Origin of the sequence: Paenibacillus sp. HGF5 (assembly GCF_000204455.1) — a bacterium.
Taxonomy (GTDB): domain Bacteria; phylum Bacillota; class Bacilli; order Paenibacillales; family Paenibacillaceae; genus Paenibacillus_AQ; species Paenibacillus_AQ lautus_A.
In genome coordinates, this window is sequence record NZ_AEXS01000156.1 from 1 (window position 1) to 19,380 (window position 19,380).

Genomic DNA, 19,380 nt, shown 5'->3' on the forward strand with positions numbered 1-19,380 from the left:
CCTTGAAGCACTTTGGCGAGTTTCACCAGCTTGCTGTCCACTTCGGATATCTCCTCAAAGTCGCCTTCGTAGATAAGCACCTTTACATCGAGTTCCTTCTGGATTTTGTTCAAGATATCAAGCCCGCGCCGGCCGCGATTTCGCTTTAGAAGATCCGAGGAATCCGCAATATGCTGAAGCTCCTCCAGAACGAATTCGGGAATGACAATCGTTCCTTCAATAAATCCGGTTTTGCAAATATCTGCGATCCTGCCATCAATAATGACGCTTGTATCCAGAATTTTATGTTCCTCCACTCGCCGACCTTCCGGTTCGGCGGTTTGGCTCCACTTCCCCGACATCCATAGGGAAGCCAGTTCATCCTTCTTCTCCAATCCAATGCGTAAACCGATGTAGCCGCCGAGCAGCGTGATGCCGACCTGCAGCAGCTGCCCCGCTTGTCCGAGCAAGGATAACCCCGGTGAGAGCAATAAAGACAGCAGCAAGCCGCTTAACAATCCCGCCGTTCCCGCGGCCAGCTCATTCATCGGGATCCGCGAGAACGAAGAGATCAGGCTGTGCAGCCATCTCGTTACCCGATCCGCCGACAGCACGCCGATCATGCCAAACAATAATCCTCCAAGCACCGCGAAGGCTCCGCTTCCCGCTGCAAATATTCCTTGTCCAAACATAGGCGAGAGCCCTGAGAAAGACCGTTCCATTGTATGATATAACGTATACCCGCCCCATGCTCCGCATAATACCGTAAATGCTAAGATAGCTTTTTTTAACATGAGCTTCCGCACACCTCCTTTTTATACCTGATAATCTTGGCTTCTATTTCCAGTATGGTCCAATTTGCAAAGTCGTAATCGTGCCGATTGAAGTTTTTCTTATAAAGTTTCCGGATGCGATGACCTGCCTGTTTTTACCTACACCCATCAGGCTTTGACGTGTGCTGACATCGACCTCACAACTGGAATTGACCGCCTTTACACGCCTGAAACTGGTTGAAATCGGCTGAAGTAGTGGAATATAATGAACTCAATTCATAATATCGAGGTGGATGTATAAATGAGCGCTCCTAGTTTACAGGCTTTTCAGGACCAAGTTTCCGAATTGTTGCTCCGTCACCGCAGTCTCTTGGATGTTCTGTCTAAAAATGGTCAAAGCAATGCTTCAGTCAACCGGGCCGTCACCAAGGCCATCACAGAATGCGGATGCATCGAGCTCCACGCCACGAAGCAAACCTTCGATATCGGCGCTGATCTCGAATCAGCCCGGGAATTGGCAGGCACGCACGTCGAAGGCCATCTGTGCGAGAATTGCCGCGAAGCGGTAAGCACCGAGCTTGGTCGCAACCTATTTTATATGTCTGCCCTTGCGAATCTTCTGGACATTCAACTGGATGAGGTTGTTGTCAAGGAGTCGCAGAAATGCTCCACATTGGGTCTCTTCAACCTGTCGTAAAGCCGCTTACATACCAAAACGGACCTTAACGGCAAGGTGCTCCATGCATACAAAAAAAGCATTTATCTCGCTGCTCCTCGCAGGGAAATAAATGCTTTTTATTTGGATATATGTCCTTCCATCCGTTTATCGGTCCGAAGACTGATAGGCTTCATCGGAATTGCGGTCATCTTTTTTGCGACGGTTTTTACGGTTCAGCCTGCGGAAATTCTGCTTCAAGCCGTAACCAGCATACAACACCAAAGGCACGAAGATCAGCATGGAAGTCTGCTCCGGAAAGAACACGGCTACCATCACGGCGCCAATGATGACCAAAGGCGTAAATTTAATCGCGGTTTTCGGAATGCCGATCTTTTTGAAATTCGGGTACTTGACTGAGCTAACCATGAGGTAAGAAAGCAATAATACGGCAAAAATCATATAAGGTGCTGTAATCTCTTCATGGAACAACGCCAGGGTGGCGAGCACGCCTCCCGCTGCGGGGATCGGCAGGCCGATAAAATATCCCGGGATGCCCGGACGAACATTGAATCTTGCAAGCCGCAGTGCGCCGCACATCGGAAATATGGCGGTCACTGTCCAAGCCAATGCGGTATTAATATCCGTAAACGCTACGGTATACATAATAAGTGCCGGTGCTACGCCAAATGAAATCACATCGGACAAGGAGTCAAGTTCCTTGCCGAATTCGCTTTGGGCATTCAAGGCCCGAGCTACCCGACCATCCAGTCCGTCAAGGAGCATGGCAATGATAATCATAATGGCAGCCATACTCGTTCGACCTTCCGTCGCCAAGATGATACCAATCATTCCGAGAAACAGATTACCTAAAGTAAACATGTTCGGAATTGATTTCGTCATTTTTATATTCACCTCGTTCATGTACGTTCGAACATCGATTGTAGGGCTTTTAGATTTGTCTGTCAATGAATACTTGTTCCTGCAAGCGTTTCAAGCCTTCTTTGATGGTGCGTGCCCGAACCTCGCCGATCCCGTCTACTTCATCCAGCTCATGGATGGAAGCGGTCATAATGCTGGATAAGTCATGGAACTGGTCCACCAGGTTGCGGATGATCACATTCGGAAGGCGCGGGATTTTGTTCAATATCCGGTAACCGCGCGGCAGGATTTCTTCCTCCGAAGCAGCGGCGGAAGCCGGGTATCCAAGAAGCCGTACGATATGATGAATGTCCAGCAGCTCCTCATCCGTTGAACGCTTAAGCGCGAGAATGATCTCACGGATCTTCTCCTCGCTGTATTCCCGGGCATAGTCTGCATACAGCAGCCAAGCCTCCTCCTCCATATTGCTCACAAGCTCATCCATCTGCATGCTGATCAGTCGGCCTTCGTTGCCGAGCTCGTTGATGTAGCGCTTGATCTCCTTCTTGATGCGGAGCACCATCTCCACCCGCTGTATGACGTTCACGACTTCCGGGATGGTGACCAGCTCTTCGAATTCGGATGCCGAGAGGTTGGTCAACGATTGGTTAAGCACCACGCGGTATCGCTCCAGCGTCTGTATGGCCTGATTCGCCTTGGTTAAGATGACGCCGATTTCCTTCAATGCATACCGCAGCGATCCTTGGTACAGCGTAATAATGTTACGGCGCTGCGAGATGGACACAACCAGCTTGCCCGTCTGCTTCGCCACCCGCTCCGCCGTTCTGTGCCGTATTCCTGTCTCGATGGAAGAGATCGAGGAATCCGGGATCAGCTGGGTATTCGCATATAAGATTCGTTTTAAGTCTTCACTCAAGATGATGGCGCCGTCCATCTTAGCGAGCTCGTATAAATAGTTTGGCGAAAAATCGCAGTTAATGGAGAAGCCGCCGTCGACAACTTCCATTACCTCCGGGCTGTAGCCTACAACGATCAGGGCGCCCGTCTTCGCCCGCAGCACGTTCTCCAGTCCGTCGCGAAACGGCGTTCCCGGTGCTACCAGCTTTAGCAAATCATTCATTTTGTCCAGTTGGCTCGTTTCTTTCACCTTCGTATGCCCCCTAATCTAACGCAACCGCTAATGCATCTGCAACGGTGTTGACTCCTATAATTTGTATTCCTTTCGGATGCTTCCATCCCTTCAAACTCTTCTCCGGCATGAGAACGCGCTTAAAACCCAGCTTCTCGGCTTCTCTTACCCTCTGCTCCGCTCTTGAAACGGCGCGAACCTCGCCGGTCAGTCCCACCTCGCCAAAAATAACGTCGTACGGCTTGGTCGGTATGTCGCGGAAGCTGGATGCGATGCTGACCGCTATGGCCAGATCCACCGCAGGTTCATCGAGCTTCACGCCGCCCGCTACGTTCAGGTAGGCGTCTTGGGTTTGCAGGTACATCCCCATCCGTTTCTCCAGCACGGCGATGATCAGGTTCATGCGGTGATGGTCCACCCCTGTGCCCATCCGGCGCGGTGACGGAAAGTGCGTCGTAGAGATGAGCGCCTGCAGTTCTACCAGAACCGGGCGCGTCCCCTCCATGCTTGCAACTACGGTCGAACCCGCTACGCCCAAAGGCCGTTCGGATAAAAAGAGTTCCGATGGATTCCCGACTTCCCGAAGCCCATCCTCACCCATCTCAAAAATGCCAATCTCATTGGTCGAACCGAAACGATTCTTCACCGCGCGAAGCAAGCGGTAAGTATGATGACGCTCTCCCTCAAAATAAAGCACACAATCCACCATGTGTTCCAGCATCCTTGGACCTGCAATGGCGCCTTCTTTTGTCACATGTCCGACAAGGACGGTCGCAATGCCCTTCACCTTCGCCAGCCTCATAAAGCGGGCCGTGCATTCCCGAACCTGGGATACGCTGCCCGGCGCGCTGGTTACCTCAGGCAAGTACACCGTCTGAATGGAGTCAATGACAACGAAGCCAGGCTGTACGTTCTCAATGGCTTCCTCGATCGATTCCAGATTGGTTTCGCAGAGGACAAACAGCTCCGGGGACAGCGCCCCGAGCCGGTCAGCGCGCAGTTTGGTCTGGCGCACGGATTCCTCACCGGAAATGTACAGAACGCGAATGCCGTTCTGGGCCAGTCGGTTGGAGGCTTGAAGCAGGAGCGTGGATTTGCCGATGCCGGGATCGCCGCCGACTAGCACGAGCGAGCCCGGGACCAGCCCGCCCCCGAGCACGCGGTTCAATTCCGCAATGCCCGTCTGGATTCTGGGTTCTTTACCGCTTTCTATATTTATGATCGAAAGGGGTTTTTCTTTACTATGAAAAAGAGGGGAATTCATCCCCTGGGTCTTGATTACCGTCTCGGTCTCCTCTACCATGGAATTCCATGATTGGCAGCCCGGACATTTTCCGAACCATTTGGGCGCTTCATAGCCGCATTCGGTACAGAAAAATTTCGTCTTAGTTTTTGCCATGTGAGTCTCCTTTATGTCGCGCATCATTTGTCGGATTCCGTAAAACCCTGCAAATTCAGGCATTACTCAAAGTTTACCATTTCTTATAATTCAACGTAAAGGTTAATTGGAAACTTTACGCTGGATGAAATGGAATTGTTTCAAATTTGAAGGAACCAGGGAGAAAAAGGCGTTAATTTCACAAAATATAACTGAAAACCTGTCCATCCGCTTCGCTGCAGGATCGTTCTTACGCTCGCTGTTAGAACCATGAAACTGCCATTGAAATATGGTTTCCCGGTTTTAAAGGCTACCGCTGTCGCTTCTTCAGAACGATTCCGTCCTCTCCGCTCGGTTGATACATCAGGGGTCTGTTTTCGTAATATGCCATTCATCCATATAACTACTAAGCATCCATGGATCTGCCCCATACAAAGCCTTCATTTTCCGTTAACATTTAAAACAAAAAAACCCCGCCGGATGTAACTCAGGCGGGGTTGCATACGATTCTTATTCCGTTTCGGCCGAAGCGGCCGTGACACTTTGGTTCTTATTCACAACCAGTTCGCCGTTCGCTTCATCGATGACAAGCGAGTCGCCCTTGGCAACATTGCCTTTCAGCAGCTCCTCGGAGAGGCGATCCTCGATGTGCTTCTGGATAGCCCGGCGCAGCGGACGGGCACCGAAGGCCGGATCGTATCCTTCCTTCGCTATGAAGGCCTTCGCCTTGTCCGTGAGTTCGAAATGCACCTCGAATTCTTTCAGGCGCTTACGCAGCTCGTCGGACATCAGCGTCACGATTTCGGCAATGTGTTTCTCTTCCAGAGAGTGGAACACGATGATCTCGTCGATCCGGTTCAAGAACTCCGGACGGAAGCTCTTCTTGAGCTCATCCATCACTTTGCCTTTCATGTTGTTATAATCGCGGCCTGCATCCGTCACGGCGGTAAATCCAAGCGTGGAGTTCTTCTTGATCGCTTCCGCCCCGACGTTGGAAGTCAGGATGATCAGCGTATTCCGGAAATCCACCACGCGGCCCTTCGAATCGGTCAGGCGTCCGTCTTCCAGCACTTGAAGCAGGATATTGAATACTTCAGGATGCGCCTTCTCGATTTCATCGAGAAGGACAACGGAATACGGCTTGCGGCGCACTTTCTCGGTCAGCTGACCGCCTTCCTCGTAGCCGACGTATCCCGGAGGCGCTCCGACGAGACGCGACGTGGAATGCTTCTCCATGTACTCGGACATGTCGATTCTCACCACCGCATTCTCATCTCCGAACATGGCCTCGGCAAGAGCTCGTGCCAGCTCGGTTTTACCTACCCCGGTAGGGCCCAGGAAGATGAAGGAGCCCATTGGGCGCTTCGGATCCTTCAGTCCTGCGCGTGCCCGGCGAACCGCACGGCTGACGGCTTTGACGGCTTCCTCTTGGCCGATTACGCGGCTGTGAAGAATTTCTTCCAGATTCAGAAGACGCTCTGTCTCTTCTTCCTTCAGTTTATTGACGGGAATACCGGTCCAGTTGGCGACAACGTCGGCAATGTCCTCCGGCGTTACCTCCGAATCGGTACGTCCTTGTTTTTCTTTCCATTGATTCTTCGTGACTTCGAGCTCCTCGCGAAGCTTCTGCTCCGTATCGCGCAGCGCTGCCGCTTTCTCGAATTCCTGGCTTTGGACGGCCGCGTCTTTCTCCTTGCGGATGTCCTCCAGATGCGCTTCCTGATCTTTCAGATTTGGCGGTATGGTATACGTATGAAGACGAACTTTCGAACCGGCCTCGTCAATCAGGTCAATCGCTTTATCCGGCAGAAAGCGGTCCGTAATGTAGCGGTCGGACAATTTCACGGCCTGTTCAATCGCTTCATCGGTAATTTTCACGCGGTGATGCGCTTCGTAACGGTCACGCAGTCCATACAGGATCTGAATGGCTTCCTCCGGCGACGGTTGATCCACCGTAATCGGTTGGAAGCGGCGCTCGAGTGCAGCGTCTTTTTCAATGTATTTGCGGTATTCGTCCAGCGTGGTAGCCCCGATGCACTGAAGCTCTCCGCGCGCCAATGAAGGCTTAAGGATGTTGGAAGCGTCAATGGCTCCTTCTGCCCCGCCTGCGCCGATCAAGGTATGCAGCTCATCGATGAACAGAATGATGTTGCCGGCTTGACGAATCTCATCCATGATTTTTTTCAGGCGGTCCTCAAACTCGCCGCGGTATTTCGTGCCCGCTACGACTGAGCCCATATCCAGCGTCATCACGCGTTTGTCGCGCAGCGTCTCCGGAATTTCATTGTTAATGATGCGCTGTGCCAAGCCTTCCGCGATCGCCGTCTTACCTACCCCCGGTTCACCGATCAGTACCGGGTTGTTCTTGGTCCGGCGGCTGAGTACCTGAATCACGCGCTCGATTTCTTTGCTGCGGCCAATGACCGGATCCAGATTGCCTTCCTTGGCAATGGCGGTCAGATCCCGAGCGAGACTGTCCAGTGTAGGCGTGCTCACGTTCTGCGGCGTGCCATGATGGCTTGACACCGCTTCGCTGCTGCCCAGCAGCTGCAGCACCTGTTGACGGGCTTTGTTCAGGCTGATGCCCAGGTTGTTCAGCACGCGTGCCGCAACCCCTTCGCCCTCGCGAATCAACCCCAGCAGAATATGCTCGGTTCCCACATAGGTATGGCCAAGCTTACGGGCTTCGTCCATGGAGAGCTCAATCACTTTTTTCGCTCTAGGCGTGTAAGCAATGTTGGTTGGCTGCTCCTGTCCGCGTCCGATTAATGTCTCTACTTCGTCCTGGATTTTCTCAAGACCAAGTCCAAGTCCGATCAGCGCTTTGGCTGCAATGCCGTCTCCCTCACGAATTAGTCCAAGCAGGATATGTTCTGTGCCGATATTGTTGTGACCCAGGCGTACCGCTTCTTCCTGAGCCAATGCAAGCACCTTTTGTGCGCGTTCCGTAAATCTGCCAAACATCATAGTATTGCACCTCCACGTTTCAATTAATATATTGAACCTCGCGGATTTCGGTGTATCGCCAGCTAAGACGTTTATACCGTCATCCAACTGTAAAGCGAGAAATAATAACTAACAACTTCTTAACGGTTGCCCAATGTCTCCCGAATGAGCTTAGCCCTGTACATATCGCGTTCGGAAGGATTCATGCCCTCTCCATAGGTCTTCTGGAGAAATCCCGGCTGCGTCTTCACGTTCAGCTCGTTCATGACCGGAATTTCCGGGCCTTCCAGCAGGCCGAGATCCACGCCTAGCCGAACATCGGACAAGCGCTGAGCCGCTTCCTTGGAATCCATGACCGCTGCATAGGACAGGATGCCGTATGAACGCATGACCCGGTCCGTAATACGGAGCTTGGATTCACTGAGGAGCCGCGCCCTGGCATTCTTCTCATGCTCGATAATCTGCAGGGCCACGCTGTGAAGATTCTCGATGATCTCCGACTCGGTTTGCCCGAGCGTAATCTGATTCGAGATTTGAAACAGGTTGCCCAAAGCTTCGCTGCCCTCGCCGTAAATTCCTCTAACGGTCAAACCTACCTGGGATACGGCCGAGAGAATCCGATTGATCTGCTGCGTCATGACAAGCGCGGGCAGATGCATCATGACCGAAGCGCGAAGGCCGGTGCCGACATTGGTCGGACAGCTCGTTAGGTAACCGCGTTTGTCATCAAAAGCATAATCGATCTCGGATTCGAAAATATCATCCAGCGCCGTCGCGCGGCTCCATGCCTCCCGAACCTGGAATCCGGGATACAGACACTGTATGCGCAAGTGATCCTCTTCATTGATCATAATGCTGACGGATTCATCTTCGGTAAGGATGACGGCCCCGTTTCGGGATTCATTTGCCAGATTGGGACTGATCAGATGCTTCTCGACGAGAACCTTCTTATCCAGCTCATCAATCTCACTTAATTTAATTACATGCAAATGCCCGAAATCCTGCAAATCCTCCTTATCCTTTAACACATGGGTCAGGCGCTCTAGCACTTCTCCCGACTGCTGATCCGTTGCAAGCAGCGGGAAAGGAAGATGCTGCAGGTTGCGCGCCACCCTCACGCGGGTGCTGATGACAATGTCGGAATCCTGACCGTTCCCGCGCATCCACTCGCTCAGCGCCGAATCGGTAAACCGGAGATTAGACATCACGCATTCCTCCTACTAAAGTGCAAAATGTAACGATCTTATCCCTGAGCAATGTTACGCTCCAGCTCACGGATTTGGTCCCGGATCTCGGCAGCCGCTTCAAATTCCTCCTGCAGGATCCTCATTTGAAGCTCCTTCTTAAGCTCATCGATCCGGCGTTTGATCTGAATCCGGCCGCCGGTACGCTTCGGCACTTTGCCCACATGGGAGGTTCCCCCATGGACTCGCTTGAACAACGGATCCAATCGATCCGAGAAATATTTATAACACGAGCTGCAGCCGAACCGGCCAAGCTTGCTGAACTGGGAATACGTCATGCCGCATTCCTCGCATTGCAGCGTCTGAGCCGTTTTCGCACCGGGGGTCTGGCCCTTGCCTGAAGGATCCAGATCCAGCAGGCCTGACAGCAAACTGTGTATAGAAAACCCATTCGACGTGCCGGGGATCAATTCCCCTTTTTCGCGGGCACAAGTTTCACAAAAATGAAACTCCGTTTTCTCCCCGTTCACAATTTTGGTGAAATGAAGTGTCGCCGGCCGTTTACCGCATTCTTGGCATAACATACTCCGATGCCTCCTTACACAGACTCACTTACCTAATAAAGAAATAAGCATCGCCTTCATAATCCTTGCGCGCAGCTCATCCCGATAAGGAAGCTTCACATTCAGGCATTCCCTTGAAACGGCGGCCCGCATCAGGCTGGCCTCCCGCTTCGTCAAAAACCGGGATTCCTCCAACTGGTAGATCAAGCCTTCCGCTACCGTCTGGTCGATCATGCTGCCGATGGTATGATGAAGGTGCTGCTGGAGTGCAGTATGCTGGGGAAGCTCGATACGCTGGATGCGTATGTATCCGCCCCCGCCGCGCTTGCTCTCGACAAGAAAGCCCTTCTCCAGCGTGAACCGAGTGCTGATCACGTAATTGATCTGGGAAGGAACGCAAGAAAATTGCTCCGCCAAATCATTCCGTTGAATTTCGACGGTTCCTTCCGGACTTTCCTGCAAAATGCTCTTCAGGTATTGTTCGATAATATCAGAGATATTACGCATGGTCTGTTCATCCTCCACTGTTTGAAACGTTAAGACGGATAGTGATCTTACACGTCCGCACAGAGCCTTGCTTATACGTTGATTAACCATAATCAAAATCAGCGAACCTCGTTGACTTTGACTTTCTTTGACTTTGATCTCATTATAGCACATTTTTTCATTTTGCCAAGAGGGTAGTTCTCAAATGTTCGCGCTATGCATGTATTCTTATTGTACCCACTTCTTCAATCGCTTATAGCCCTTTTCCGAAGAACAATTCAACCGAAGTAATAAAAAAAGAAGCAGCCAACGTTCCGGATTAAAACCGGTCTCTCATGGCCACTTCTTCCTGTCGTTTCTATATCTTAAGCATCATAACTGATCAAATAATGCTGTAACTCCGTATTGTAGTACCCGATGCTATATTCAATGATGCTGCCCGTCTGGTCGTAGGAGGATCTCAACCGCTTCAGTAACGGGGTTCCGGCGCTTACATCCAGCAGCGAGGCAATCTCCTCATTAGCCACGGTCGCCAGGAAACGGTCCCGGAAATTCTCCAGCGTGATTTGACTCTCCTCGATACGTTCATACAAGGAAGGCAGTTCGCTTGAATCGAACTCCTCCCCCATGTCCACCAGGGACGATACGTAATGGGTGTAGTAGATAAACGGGCTCCCGTCCAGCAAATACAGCCGTTCGATCAGCAGGCACCGCTCACCGAATTTCAGGAACAATTCGCTTTCCGGTTCATTGTGCACCCATTCCGTCTTCAGATGGCGCTTCCGGATCTGGTGGCCCTCTTCAACCAAAATCTCGGTAAACAGCTTCCCCTTGGACAGCTTGGAAAAGGACGTGTTCCGGGTCACGATCGTTCCCACACCGCTGCGCTTCTCTACATACCCTTCCTGGTACAATTCCTGGATCGCATTGCGAACCGTCATTTTGCTGACGTTAAATTCCTGTTCCAGCTGCGGCTCGGAAGGAATATGGGAACCAAGTGGATATACCCCATGCAGAATCCGATCTTTAATGATCTTCTTGATTTGCAAGTATAATGGACCGTTCTTCCGCGTGATCGACATGCTTCCTCCTACCTTTCCACGTCAGACATATGATGACTCATCGCCTGAAGCACTTCGCGTTCGTTCGCCGTCGGCGTATCTCCCGTTACCGTATGGGCAAGCATCGCCGCCGCTGCGGCAAAATCAACCGTCCGGCCCGGCTCATATCCCTCCGAGATCCCGTGAATCACACCGCTGGCATAGGCATCGCCCGCCCCGATGCGGTCATGGACGGAGAACGACAACGTTTTGGAAAAATGAAACGCTCCATCCGTGTAAAGATAGCCTTGCAGGGAATGGGTATTGTCCCCGTTGATCTTGCGGTGGGTACCCGACGCAACCGTAATATTATATCTCGCCGCCACCTTCGGAATCAACTCCTGCAGCTGTTCGTGCCGATCCTCCCTGGTTGTTTCCATGCCAAGGATATGGATGGCATCCTTCTCGTTCATGAAGACGATATCCGCCAAAGACAGCATTTCCTCGTAGTGCGGCTTGGCAAAATCGTAGCGGTCCGCGCCCCATAAGGAAGGACGGTAGTTGCAGTCGAACACAACCGTTCCGCCGCTTTGCTTGACCTTGCGAGCCAAGACCTTCATCTGGCCCCGCACGGTGTCGTTCATGGAAAGGGTGATGCCGCAAAAATGGATCATGTCGATCTTTTCTGCAATCGCATCGAAATCGTACATGACATCCTCCGCCGTATTAAAGCTGCTGCCTAGGCGATCCGTATAGGTCACGCGACCGGGTCTAACGCCAAACCCATTCTCCAGGAAGTACATGCCGACATATTTGCCGCCGCGGCTAATGAGCGATGTGCCGATCCCAAGCTTGCGCAGATATGAGATCGCCGCTTCGCCAAGCGGGTTGTCCGGCAGCGTGCTGACGAGGTAGCCGTCATGGCCAAACCTTGCCACGGCCGACGCGATGTTGACGCCCGTCCCGGAAAAAGAGTAGTTCAGGTGGCTCTCTTGTGCCAAGGAAGCATAGCCGGGTACTTGAAGACGCATCATCACTTCGCCAAATGCAGCGATCGTCTTAGGCATATTGATCAACCAGCGCTTTTAACTTAAGGTGCAGCTCTTGCACATCGCTAATGATCGTATCCCCGCTGGCCGAGTCAATGATCGAGGAGTATACGTGAGGAATGACCTGCTGTACTCCTGCCTCGAACGCGATGCGGACGATGGCTTCGAAATTCTCTTTATCGATCCCGCCCGTCGGCTCTAACGCGAATCCTTCCTCCGCGCATGCCTTCGCTACCGCACGATACTCCTCTTCAAGCTTCAAGCCCTGCATCGGGAAATACTTCAGTGCGTTGCCGCCCATATCGCGTACAAGCGCAATTGCCGATTTTACGGGGACGATGGCTTTGTCCGATCCGGCAGCGCTCACCGGTCCGGTAGATATGTTTACGTAGCCCACTTGTCCCGAAGGGGACACAAGGCTGTTGATCCAGCTTTCTTCACCGTCCAGGTTGGCACGGGTTGCACCGACCGCCGGAAACACCTGATTGATATGCGTGCCCGGGTAGCTCTTCACGATCTCCGCGACCACCGCCGCTTGACGGTTATCGCCGGCACCCAAGCCGATGGATACGGCATCCTCGATGACGGCTCCGTACTCCTTCATCGCCATGACGGCTTCCTGCGCATTCGGGTAATTTTTCGACAATACGCCGACCAGAACATGCCCTTCCGAAGCTTCGAATATTTCCTTCGCATTCTGAATGCTGCCTGCAAGAACGTTTAATGCCGCGCGGTTTCTGTAAAGACGTTTCTCCATGTTTGCCATCTTAGTTTCCCCCTGCAATCTGCTGTATTCTTGTTATAATGACTCGCAAATCATCGCCGGAAAGCGAGCGAGGATCGATATCAAAATACCCCTGGCGTACGCCGTAATCCCGGGTATACACCGCAATGTCGCCTTCGCGCAGCTGATCGTTCATGGATTTGGCGCTGACCCCGGCCGCCTCCTCATTGACCTTCACGCGTCCCCGGAAGATCGCTCTTCCCGCTTCGTCCTGCACGATCGCAACCTCAATACCCGGCAATTTCGATAAGGACTTCATTTCCTCGAGTGCCGCCTTCTCCAAATCGCTCTTATCTTCCTTCACCATATACTCATCCAGCGCCTGAAGCAATCCAAACGTCGTTTCCTTGCCGACCTTCATGCTCCGCCCAATGCCATGCAGCTGCGCCTTCACCCATTCCACGTATTGGCGCTTGCCGCCTACTATACCGGAGGTCGGACCTTCGATTGCCTTAGAACCGCTGTAAATAGCCAGATCTCCGTACTTCACATACTTCTGGATATCCTCCTCGGCAGCGGCATCCACGATCAGCGGTATTCCATGTGCCTGGGCCACTTCTGCCGCTTCTTCCACCGAAATCATGTTTTTCTGCACGCAGTGATGGGATTTCACGTATAAAATGGCAGCGGTCCGTTCATTTATCGCTTCTGCAATATGCTCCTTACGCCCTTCGTTGGCGTACCCTACCTCTACGACCTTGCCGCCTCCGAGATACACCATCGTTTCAACGGGAGCTCCATACTGCACATTATGCCCCTTGAACAGGATGATCTCGTTCTTGGCAATCGGCTCCTGATGCAGTCGGTCACTGTGCCTGCGATTGCCCTCGGTGACGATACCAGCCACGGATAGAGCGATGCCGCTGGAAGCCGAATTGACGACAACCGCCGCTTCGGAACCGAGAATGCGCGCCATGTAATCGCCTGCTTTATCTACCAGATCCGCGATTTCCACGTAACTCTGTCCACCGATCCGCATGGCTTCCATGACGGTATCCGTCGGTGCCGACACGCCAAGAATGCTCATGCGCCCGCTGGCGTTAACCACGCGTTTCAACCCGTATTTAGCATGTAATGAATGATCCATTGACTACCACTCCTTTGGCTTCGATATATCGGTCCGCGATTCGGGTCTCCCCTTCGGAATCGGTCAAACTCATCGGTCCCTGCCGCACCGCGAACAGCGTCAAATGGGCAGCGTCGCCGACTTGGATTCGGCCCAGCTCCGGACGGCCCAGCCAAGCTGCTGCATGGTCCGTTACCGCAGCGACCACTTCCTGCAAGCCGTATCCTAGATACAGAAACTTACTCATGACATTGGCCAGGCTGTACACCGGACCATGGATGCGATTGCCGCGATAAATATCGGTGCTGATCGTATCCGGCTTAATCCCCTGGGATTTCGCATACTCAGCCACCAGGAACGAGAAGCTCGCCGTACCATGGCCGACATCCAGATGAACGCCGCGGGCAATCGCTTCGGTCAGGGCAGGAATCGGCTTTCCGTCCGAATCGAATAAATTGTTGGCTTTCCCGTTCAAATAATGAGTGATAATGTCGTCCTTCTGAAGCAGCTCCAGCACTTCTTCAATCGGAGGAGGTCCTGATCCGATATGAACCATCAGCGGCAGGGACGTTTTCCCGGACAGTTTCCTTGCGAGTCGAAGCGGCTCTACGCCATTGTCCTTCACTACGCTTTTGCTGATTCTTGCCTTGAGCCCGATGATCAGGTCGGGATACGTCAATACCGCTTTTGCTGCCTTCTCAGGATCGATCCATTCCAAACTGGAAAGCTCGTCGATCCGCTGAAGTCCAATATGGGAAATATTCAAAAATGCAAACACATTGGTCTTGGCCCTGGCAACCTCGGCTGCCAATTCTCCAATCGTATCCGCGCCGCAGCTTCCTGCATCGATAATGGTAGCGACCCCTTGCTGAACCCCGATCTCGTCAATGGCATCGCCATAAGGCTCCAGCTTGGCGACCGCATGGACGTGCATATCGATCCAGCCGCTGGACACATATAATCCCGTACCGTCAAAACCGTTGTCACCCGATGCCGTATTCGCATCCGTTATTTCGGTAATGAACCCGTTCTCCATGACAATGTCAAAAGGCTTCTCATCATGCACTGTCTGTACGTTGCGCAAAACAAAACGCTGTTCCAAAATCTTCATCGTTTCACCCCTTCAGCCTTGCCGGACCAGCCTTATATCCTCTTCAGTACCGCCGATTTGCATTGCTTTATCTTAATACCATGGTTATAGCATAGCACAGAACATCCTGGACGTGAATATAACGTTATAATGTTTAAATCAATTTTCGGATTTTATCCTCTATCTCTTGCCTATAAAAACGGAGTCCATGGATGGTTGCACCATACTGCTCAGGTTCTAGTTCTGTATTCCTAGCCGGATTCCTTCTCGCTTCATACCAAAAAAACTGCCTTGGATAGGCAGTTTCTTTGGTCCGTTTATAGTATTAAATCCTCATATCCCTTGATGTTAGACCTCAACCTTCCGATCAACGAGATACACCGTGGCATATAGGATCAAGGCTGCCACAATGAATTCAAAAACAAATGCCCCCCATGCTAACGTATACTGCGCGGCAGACACGGTAAAATCCGCCTCATTCTCGAAGGAAATGGTCGCCATCGGCCCGACCCATGCTGCCTCTTCTCCGAAGAACAGCTGGCTGATCCAGGACAGGACATTATGCAATACAAAGAACACCAGAATGCCGATCCATACGCTGCCTTTCTTCGTGATGCTGTTGGCCACGGCAATGGCAAAAAATATCGTAATCATCAGGAAGATGAATTTCCATGCCGTCAACAGGGCGAGACCAACATAATACATAACAGGATAATCGGAAAAACGGATCATTTCCCATGGGATGCCGGCAGCGTTCCAATAGTACCACAAATGCAGCGCCATCAGTATACACAGCGCCAGTATACTCGCGCACGCCAGAATGAGGGAGGAAACCACGCTCCAGACGGAACGGACGGGGAGCAGACGCCGGTGATATGCCTTGATGTTATAGTCGAAGTTCTTGCTGGTAACAACCAGCAGCAAGACGCTCACCGATCCGTAAGCCAGCATGCTTAAACCCAAACTCAATCCTAGCTCCCAATCCCTTATCGAACCTGTCACCGTGATCGCGATCTGCACGATAAGAAGAATCGCAAATGCTCCGAGCAGCGTGGTCGAGTTTCTCTTCCAGTCGTATTTCAGCAGTCTCATCATTCCGCATACACCTCTTTAAACATCTCATCCACGCTTTTTCCGTGTTTTAGGCGGATGTTCTCCACTTCGTCATGCATGGCAACCTCGCCGTTGCGAATGAAGATCACTTCATCAAATATCCGTTCGATGTCCCGTACCAGATGGGTCGAAACCATGATGCTGCTGTCCTCGTTGTAGAATTCAACGATGGCATCCAAAATTTTTCCTCGGGCTACGGGATCCACCCCGCCGATGGGTTCATCCAGCATATACAACTTCGCTTCGCGGGACAATGCGAGCGTTAACTGCAGGCGCTCATTCATCCCTTTGGACAGGGAGCTAATGCGATCATTGGTCTTTAAATTCATGAAGTCCAGCATTCTGTTTGCCTTCTCTACATTAAAATCCTCATAAAAATCCTTGAAGTACGCCACCGCATCCGAGACCTTCATCCAGGATTCCGTCATCGGCCGGTCCGGCATGAAGGACACGCTGGCTTTAGTCTCCAGCCCCACGGGTTTGCCGTTCACGTAAACGGCACCTGCCGTAGGCTGGATCAACCCGGCTGCAATCTTCATCAGTGTGCTCTTGCCGCTGCCGTTGGTACCCAGCAAGCCGATGATTTTGCCTCCGCTGATATCCAGATTGACATCATGCAGCGCTCTGCGTTTACCGGCATACGTTTTGGTCACGCTTCGTACCTGTAACAGATTTTCCACCATGGACTCACCTCCGCTTTTTGGATCATGGCTGCTTCACAGCATCTTCCACGATCGTAATGATATCCTGATCTTTAAAGCCGAGTTCCTGCATGCCGCGTATAAACCGTTCCAGCAGATCGCCGGCCATTTCTTTTTTGATTTCCATGATTTTCGATTCCTCGCTAGTTACGTATCGGCCCAATCCCCGCCGCGTCTCCACAATACCCTCACGCTCCAATTCCTGAAAAGTTCGCTGCACCGTGTTTGGATTTATTTGAAGCTCACTCGCTAATTCTCGAACCGATGGGATTTTATCACCGGGCAGAAGTTTGCCGATGATGATTTCTTTCTTCAGATACGTCATGATCTGTAAATAGATCGGCAGATTATTGTCAAATTCGATACTCACTGTCGGGTTGCTCCTTTCCGCCGCTCTACCTCGAACTCAGGCTCCTTATGCGACATCCCGTTTTTTAAACGTAACAAAGCCTGTCGCAAGAAACAAGAGGAGATATACAGCGAGCACAATAATTGAGAACGTTAAGCTCATGCCTGGTACCGGGGAGCTTGCGCCTCCGCTGTACAGGGAAAGATCCACGTTGAGGAACAGCAGGTACTTGGACCAGGAATAACGTGCAAGCAGCTGTACCACCATGCTTTCCATAATGACCATGAACATTCCGATACCGATCGCAGGACCGGTGGATCTCGTTAGAATGCCTACCATAAAGGTCAGCGTTACATAAACGATCGTATACACCAGGTTGTTCACCGCTCCAATGAGCACATCGCCTAGCGTAACGGAGCCGACATCCATGCCGAACGTAATTTGTCCTGTCAGCACGGCTACAGCAAACATGAAGGCCACCAGTGTTAAGATGTAAATCAATACGGCCACATATTTCGATGCCAAAATTTTGGTGCGGCTCTGTGCGCGTATAAGCAGCAATTTGATCGTTCCCATGCTGTGTTCCTTCGCTACGGCTCCTGCCGTCACAACAATGGCAAGCAGGGTCAGCACTTGCCCCATTCCCTTGGTGGTTACAGCGATCTGGGCAAATTCGTAGCCGGTGCTGCCGCCATCGGAAAATTTAAAGAGCAAGAACGCCGTGAAGATCACCATTCCAGCCAAAAGCGCATATGGCAAGAAGAAACTTCGTTTCTTAAACATTTTGAGCCATTCGTTCCAGACGAGATTTCCAAAGCTACGCAATGCGGTTGCCTCCTGTCCATTTCAAGAATTCTTCTTCAAGTGATGATTTTATCTCTTCCACCCGGTAAATCCGTACGCGTGCATCGCACAGTGACTGGATCAGCGTGGGTATATCCTCTTCGTGAAGTTGAAGAGTGATCATCCCCTCCTCCTCTGAGTTATTGATCAGCGTGATGCCTTTGAGATGTTGAACCGTTTGTTCCGCCATGGCCGTATCATTCACGCGGAGGCTTACCGTCGTTAACTCTTCATTCACGACCGTCCCCCCAATTGAGCGCTCGGTAACAAACTTGCCTTCCTGGATGACCACCACGCGGCTGCACATCAGCTCCATCTCCGACAGCAGATGGCTGGATACGAGAATGGCAATTCCCTCATCTCTGGCGATTTGTTTCAAATAATCCCGCATCTCGCGAATACCGGCAGGATCCAGTCCGTTCGTCGGCTCATCGAGAATAAGGATGGACGGATTGTGGAGCAGCGCCTGCGCGATTCCTAATCGTTGGCGCATACCAAGGGAATAAGCACGAACCTTCTTGTGTATGGCGTCCTGCAGCCCGACAAGCTTGACAACCTCCATGATTCTTGTGATTGTCACTCCCTCGGACATTCGCTGGTACTGTCTCAGGTTGTCATAACCGCTCATGTACGGGTAAAATTCCGGATTCTCGATGATGCCCCCGATATGGCGGACGGCTTGAACGAAATCGGACTTGATGCTGTGTCCCTTGACCAGTACATCGCCTTGGCTCATTTCGATCAACCCTACAATCATACGAATGGTTGTTGTTTTGCCTGCGCCGTTCGGTCCAAGCAAACCAACGATTTCGCCACGATGAATGTCAAAGGATAGCTTGTCGACGATGTTCTTCTTTCCAATCGTCTTGGTGACCTGATTGACGGTAAGGACGACGGGCCCTTTCTTGGCATCTTTCCTATTGGTGGAGGCCGATCCACTGATTCCATCAACCCATTCCCCTGAGGCGTTCTCTATATTCGTTGTCATTTTATTTGAATCGTTTCCGCTCATGTATTAGTTCCACTCCTTTTTGTATCGGTGTCATAGTTAAATAGTACACTAGTGGTTTGGTTCTGTAAAGCCTAATTTTTCAGTGTGAAGAAACTGAGTCGAGGTATGGGTTGAGCTACAGTACAAAGGGTCGGCCGCTCTATCCAGTGAGTCTCCATCACATACTTGTGCACTCAGGGAGCTGCTACCCATGATGGTGATATAAGAGGATTGCGAAAAAGCGAGGGATGAATCTTCGCGAACAAAAAAAGACGATCCTGTAGGATCGTCTTTTAGGGCAAGTATTGAGAACGCCTCACTCTTAGGGTAATAGGAAAAGACCGCTATCGATTACTCGATAACGGTCTTTATGGTTGTT

19 protein-coding genes are annotated in these 19,380 nt (G+C 51.6%); 1 reads left to right on the forward strand and 18 read right to left on the reverse strand.

Going from position 1 to position 19,380, the window contains the following annotated elements; translation table 11 throughout:
- Nucleotides 1-773, reverse strand: a 773-nt coding sequence (locus HMPREF9412_RS25295) for a PIN/TRAM domain-containing protein (RefSeq protein WP_009594666.1), incomplete at its 3' end; no start/stop codon positions are given.
- Between the two features lie 280 nt (nucleotides 774-1,053).
- Between HMPREF9412_RS25295 and HMPREF9412_RS25300 the strand changes: the two genes are divergently transcribed.
- Complete coding sequence (locus tag HMPREF9412_RS25300) at nucleotides 1,054-1,449, forward strand: hypothetical protein (RefSeq protein WP_009594665.1); 396 nt, start codon at nucleotides 1,054-1,056, stop codon at nucleotides 1,447-1,449.
- Nucleotides 1,450-1,575: 126 nt separating this feature from the next.
- Here HMPREF9412_RS25300 and pssA read toward each other — a convergent pair whose 3' ends face one another.
- From pssA to HMPREF9412_RS25385, 17 genes are all read right to left on the reverse strand, one after another.
- Complete coding sequence (pssA, locus tag HMPREF9412_RS25305; RefSeq protein ID WP_228468840.1) at nucleotides 1,576-2,310, reverse strand: CDP-diacylglycerol--serine O-phosphatidyltransferase; 735 nt, start codon at nucleotides 2,308-2,310, stop codon at nucleotides 1,576-1,578.
- 49 nt (nucleotides 2,311-2,359) lie between these two features.
- Nucleotides 2,360-3,436 (reverse strand): DNA integrity scanning diadenylate cyclase DisA, encoded by a 1,077-nt coding sequence (disA, locus tag HMPREF9412_RS25310; protein WP_009594677.1) that lies wholly within the window; start codon nucleotides 3,434-3,436, stop codon nucleotides 2,360-2,362.
- 13 nt (nucleotides 3,437-3,449) lie between these two features.
- A complete protein-coding gene (radA, locus tag HMPREF9412_RS25315) occupies nucleotides 3,450-4,817 on the reverse strand; it encodes a DNA repair protein RadA (RefSeq protein ID WP_009594669.1) in 1,368 nt (455 codons plus the stop codon).
- A gap of 489 nt (nucleotides 4,818-5,306) precedes the next feature.
- The gene (gene clpC / locus HMPREF9412_RS25320) at nucleotides 5,307-7,763 is read right to left on the reverse strand and encodes an ATP-dependent protease ATP-binding subunit ClpC (RefSeq protein WP_009594674.1); all 2,457 of its coding nucleotides are present in this window, start codon (nucleotides 7,761-7,763) and stop codon (nucleotides 5,307-5,309) included.
- A 119-nt stretch (nucleotides 7,764-7,882) separates the two neighbouring features.
- Complete coding sequence (locus HMPREF9412_RS25325; RefSeq protein WP_009594672.1) at nucleotides 7,883-8,947, reverse strand: protein arginine kinase; 1,065 nt, start codon at nucleotides 8,945-8,947, stop codon at nucleotides 7,883-7,885.
- A gap of 38 nt (nucleotides 8,948-8,985) precedes the next feature.
- On the reverse strand, nucleotides 8,986-9,510 hold the full coding sequence (locus tag HMPREF9412_RS25330) for a hypothetical protein (protein ID WP_009594667.1): 525 nt from the start codon (nucleotides 9,508-9,510) through the stop codon (nucleotides 8,986-8,988).
- Between the two features lie 24 nt (nucleotides 9,511-9,534).
- Complete coding sequence (locus HMPREF9412_RS25335; protein WP_009594675.1) at nucleotides 9,535-9,996, reverse strand: CtsR family transcriptional regulator; 462 nt, start codon at nucleotides 9,994-9,996, stop codon at nucleotides 9,535-9,537.
- Nucleotides 9,997-10,340: 344 nt separating this feature from the next.
- Entirely contained in the window at nucleotides 10,341-11,057 is a 717-nt protein-coding gene (locus HMPREF9412_RS25340) for a GntR family transcriptional regulator (RefSeq protein ID WP_009594670.1), read from the reverse strand.
- An 8-nt stretch (nucleotides 11,058-11,065) separates the two neighbouring features.
- Nucleotides 11,066-12,082, reverse strand: a complete 1,017-nt coding sequence (locus HMPREF9412_RS25345) for a sugar kinase (protein ID WP_009594662.1) — start codon at nucleotides 12,080-12,082, stop codon at nucleotides 11,066-11,068.
- The gene (gene dagF / locus HMPREF9412_RS25350) at nucleotides 12,075-12,830 is read right to left on the reverse strand and encodes a 2-dehydro-3-deoxy-phosphogluconate aldolase (RefSeq protein ID WP_009594663.1); all 756 of its coding nucleotides are present in this window, start codon (nucleotides 12,828-12,830) and stop codon (nucleotides 12,075-12,077) included. The genes HMPREF9412_RS25345 and dagF overlap by 8 nt, the downstream gene beginning before the upstream one ends.
- Nucleotide 12,831: 1 nt before the next feature.
- Nucleotides 12,832-13,935 (reverse strand): DgaE family pyridoxal phosphate-dependent ammonia lyase, encoded by a 1,104-nt coding sequence (locus HMPREF9412_RS25355; RefSeq protein WP_009594664.1) that lies wholly within the window; start codon nucleotides 13,933-13,935, stop codon nucleotides 12,832-12,834.
- Nucleotides 13,913-15,016: an amidohydrolase/deacetylase family metallohydrolase gene (locus tag HMPREF9412_RS25360; RefSeq protein WP_175320805.1), complete on the reverse strand. Its 1,104-nt coding sequence runs from the start codon at nucleotides 15,014-15,016 to the stop codon at nucleotides 13,913-13,915. Before HMPREF9412_RS25360 ends, HMPREF9412_RS25355 begins: the two co-directional genes overlap by 23 nt.
- Nucleotides 15,017-15,352: 336 nt before the next feature.
- Nucleotides 15,353-16,099 carry a hypothetical protein gene (locus HMPREF9412_RS25365; RefSeq protein ID WP_009594660.1) on the reverse strand — a complete coding sequence of 249 codons (747 nt, stop codon included), beginning with the start codon at nucleotides 16,097-16,099 and terminating at the stop codon, nucleotides 15,353-15,355.
- On the reverse strand, nucleotides 16,096-16,800 hold the full coding sequence (locus HMPREF9412_RS25370) for an ABC transporter ATP-binding protein (RefSeq protein ID WP_009594668.1): 705 nt from the start codon (nucleotides 16,798-16,800) through the stop codon (nucleotides 16,096-16,098). The genes HMPREF9412_RS25365 and HMPREF9412_RS25370 overlap by 4 nt, the downstream gene beginning before the upstream one ends.
- A gap of 22 nt (nucleotides 16,801-16,822) precedes the next feature.
- On the reverse strand, nucleotides 16,823-17,188 hold the full coding sequence (locus HMPREF9412_RS25375; RefSeq protein WP_009594678.1) for a GntR family transcriptional regulator: 366 nt from the start codon (nucleotides 17,186-17,188) through the stop codon (nucleotides 16,823-16,825).
- Nucleotides 17,189-17,233: 45 nt separating this feature from the next.
- A complete protein-coding gene (locus HMPREF9412_RS25380) occupies nucleotides 17,234-17,992 on the reverse strand; it encodes an ABC transporter permease (protein WP_009594671.1) in 759 nt (252 codons plus the stop codon).
- On the reverse strand, nucleotides 17,985-19,022 hold the full coding sequence (locus HMPREF9412_RS25385) for an ABC transporter ATP-binding protein (RefSeq protein ID WP_009594673.1): 1,038 nt from the start codon (nucleotides 19,020-19,022) through the stop codon (nucleotides 17,985-17,987). Before HMPREF9412_RS25385 ends, HMPREF9412_RS25380 begins: the two co-directional genes overlap by 8 nt.
- Nucleotides 19,023-19,380 lie beyond the last annotated feature (358 nt).

Bases quoted from the DNA above. Each gene is read 5' to 3' on its own strand.
- HMPREF9412_RS25335 (WP_009594675.1), bottom strand. From the start codon at position 9,996: ATGCGTAATATCTCTGATATTATCGAACAATACCTGAAGAGCATTTTG.
- radA (WP_009594669.1), bottom strand. From the start codon at position 4,817: ATGGCAAAAACTAAGACGAAATTTTTCTGTACCGAATGCGGCTATGAA.
- HMPREF9412_RS25385 (WP_009594673.1), bottom strand. From the start codon at position 19,022: ATGAGCGGAAACGATTCAAATAAAATGACAACGAATATAGAGAACGCC.
- HMPREF9412_RS25340 (WP_009594670.1), bottom strand. From the start codon at position 11,057: ATGTCGATCACGCGGAAGAACGGTCCATTATACTTGCAAATCAAGAAG.
- dagF (WP_009594663.1), bottom strand. From the start codon at position 12,830: ATGGCAAACATGGAGAAACGTCTTTACAGAAACCGCGCGGCATTAAAC.
- HMPREF9412_RS25325 (WP_009594672.1), bottom strand. From the start codon at position 8,947: ATGTCTAATCTCCGGTTTACCGATTCGGCGCTGAGCGAGTGGATGCGC.
- HMPREF9412_RS25355 (WP_009594664.1), bottom strand. From the start codon at position 13,935: ATGGATCATTCATTACATGCTAAATACGGGTTGAAACGCGTGGTTAAC.
- HMPREF9412_RS25330 (WP_009594667.1), bottom strand. From the start codon at position 9,510: ATGTTATGCCAAGAATGCGGTAAACGGCCGGCGACACTTCATTTCACC.
- HMPREF9412_RS25345 (WP_009594662.1), bottom strand. From the start codon at position 12,082: ATGCCTAAGACGATCGCTGCATTTGGCGAAGTGATGATGCGTCTTCAA.
- HMPREF9412_RS25300 (WP_009594665.1), top strand. From the start codon at position 1,054: ATGAGCGCTCCTAGTTTACAGGCTTTTCAGGACCAAGTTTCCGAATTG.
- clpC (WP_009594674.1), bottom strand. From the start codon at position 7,763: ATGATGTTTGGCAGATTTACGGAACGCGCACAAAAGGTGCTTGCATTG.
- pssA (WP_228468840.1), bottom strand. From the start codon at position 2,310: ATGACGAAATCAATTCCGAACATGTTTACTTTAGGTAATCTGTTTCTC.
- HMPREF9412_RS25370 (WP_009594668.1), bottom strand. From the start codon at position 16,800: ATGGTGGAAAATCTGTTACAGGTACGAAGCGTGACCAAAACGTATGCC.
- HMPREF9412_RS25365 (WP_009594660.1), bottom strand. From the start codon at position 16,099: ATGATGAGACTGCTGAAATACGACTGGAAGAGAAACTCGACCACGCTG.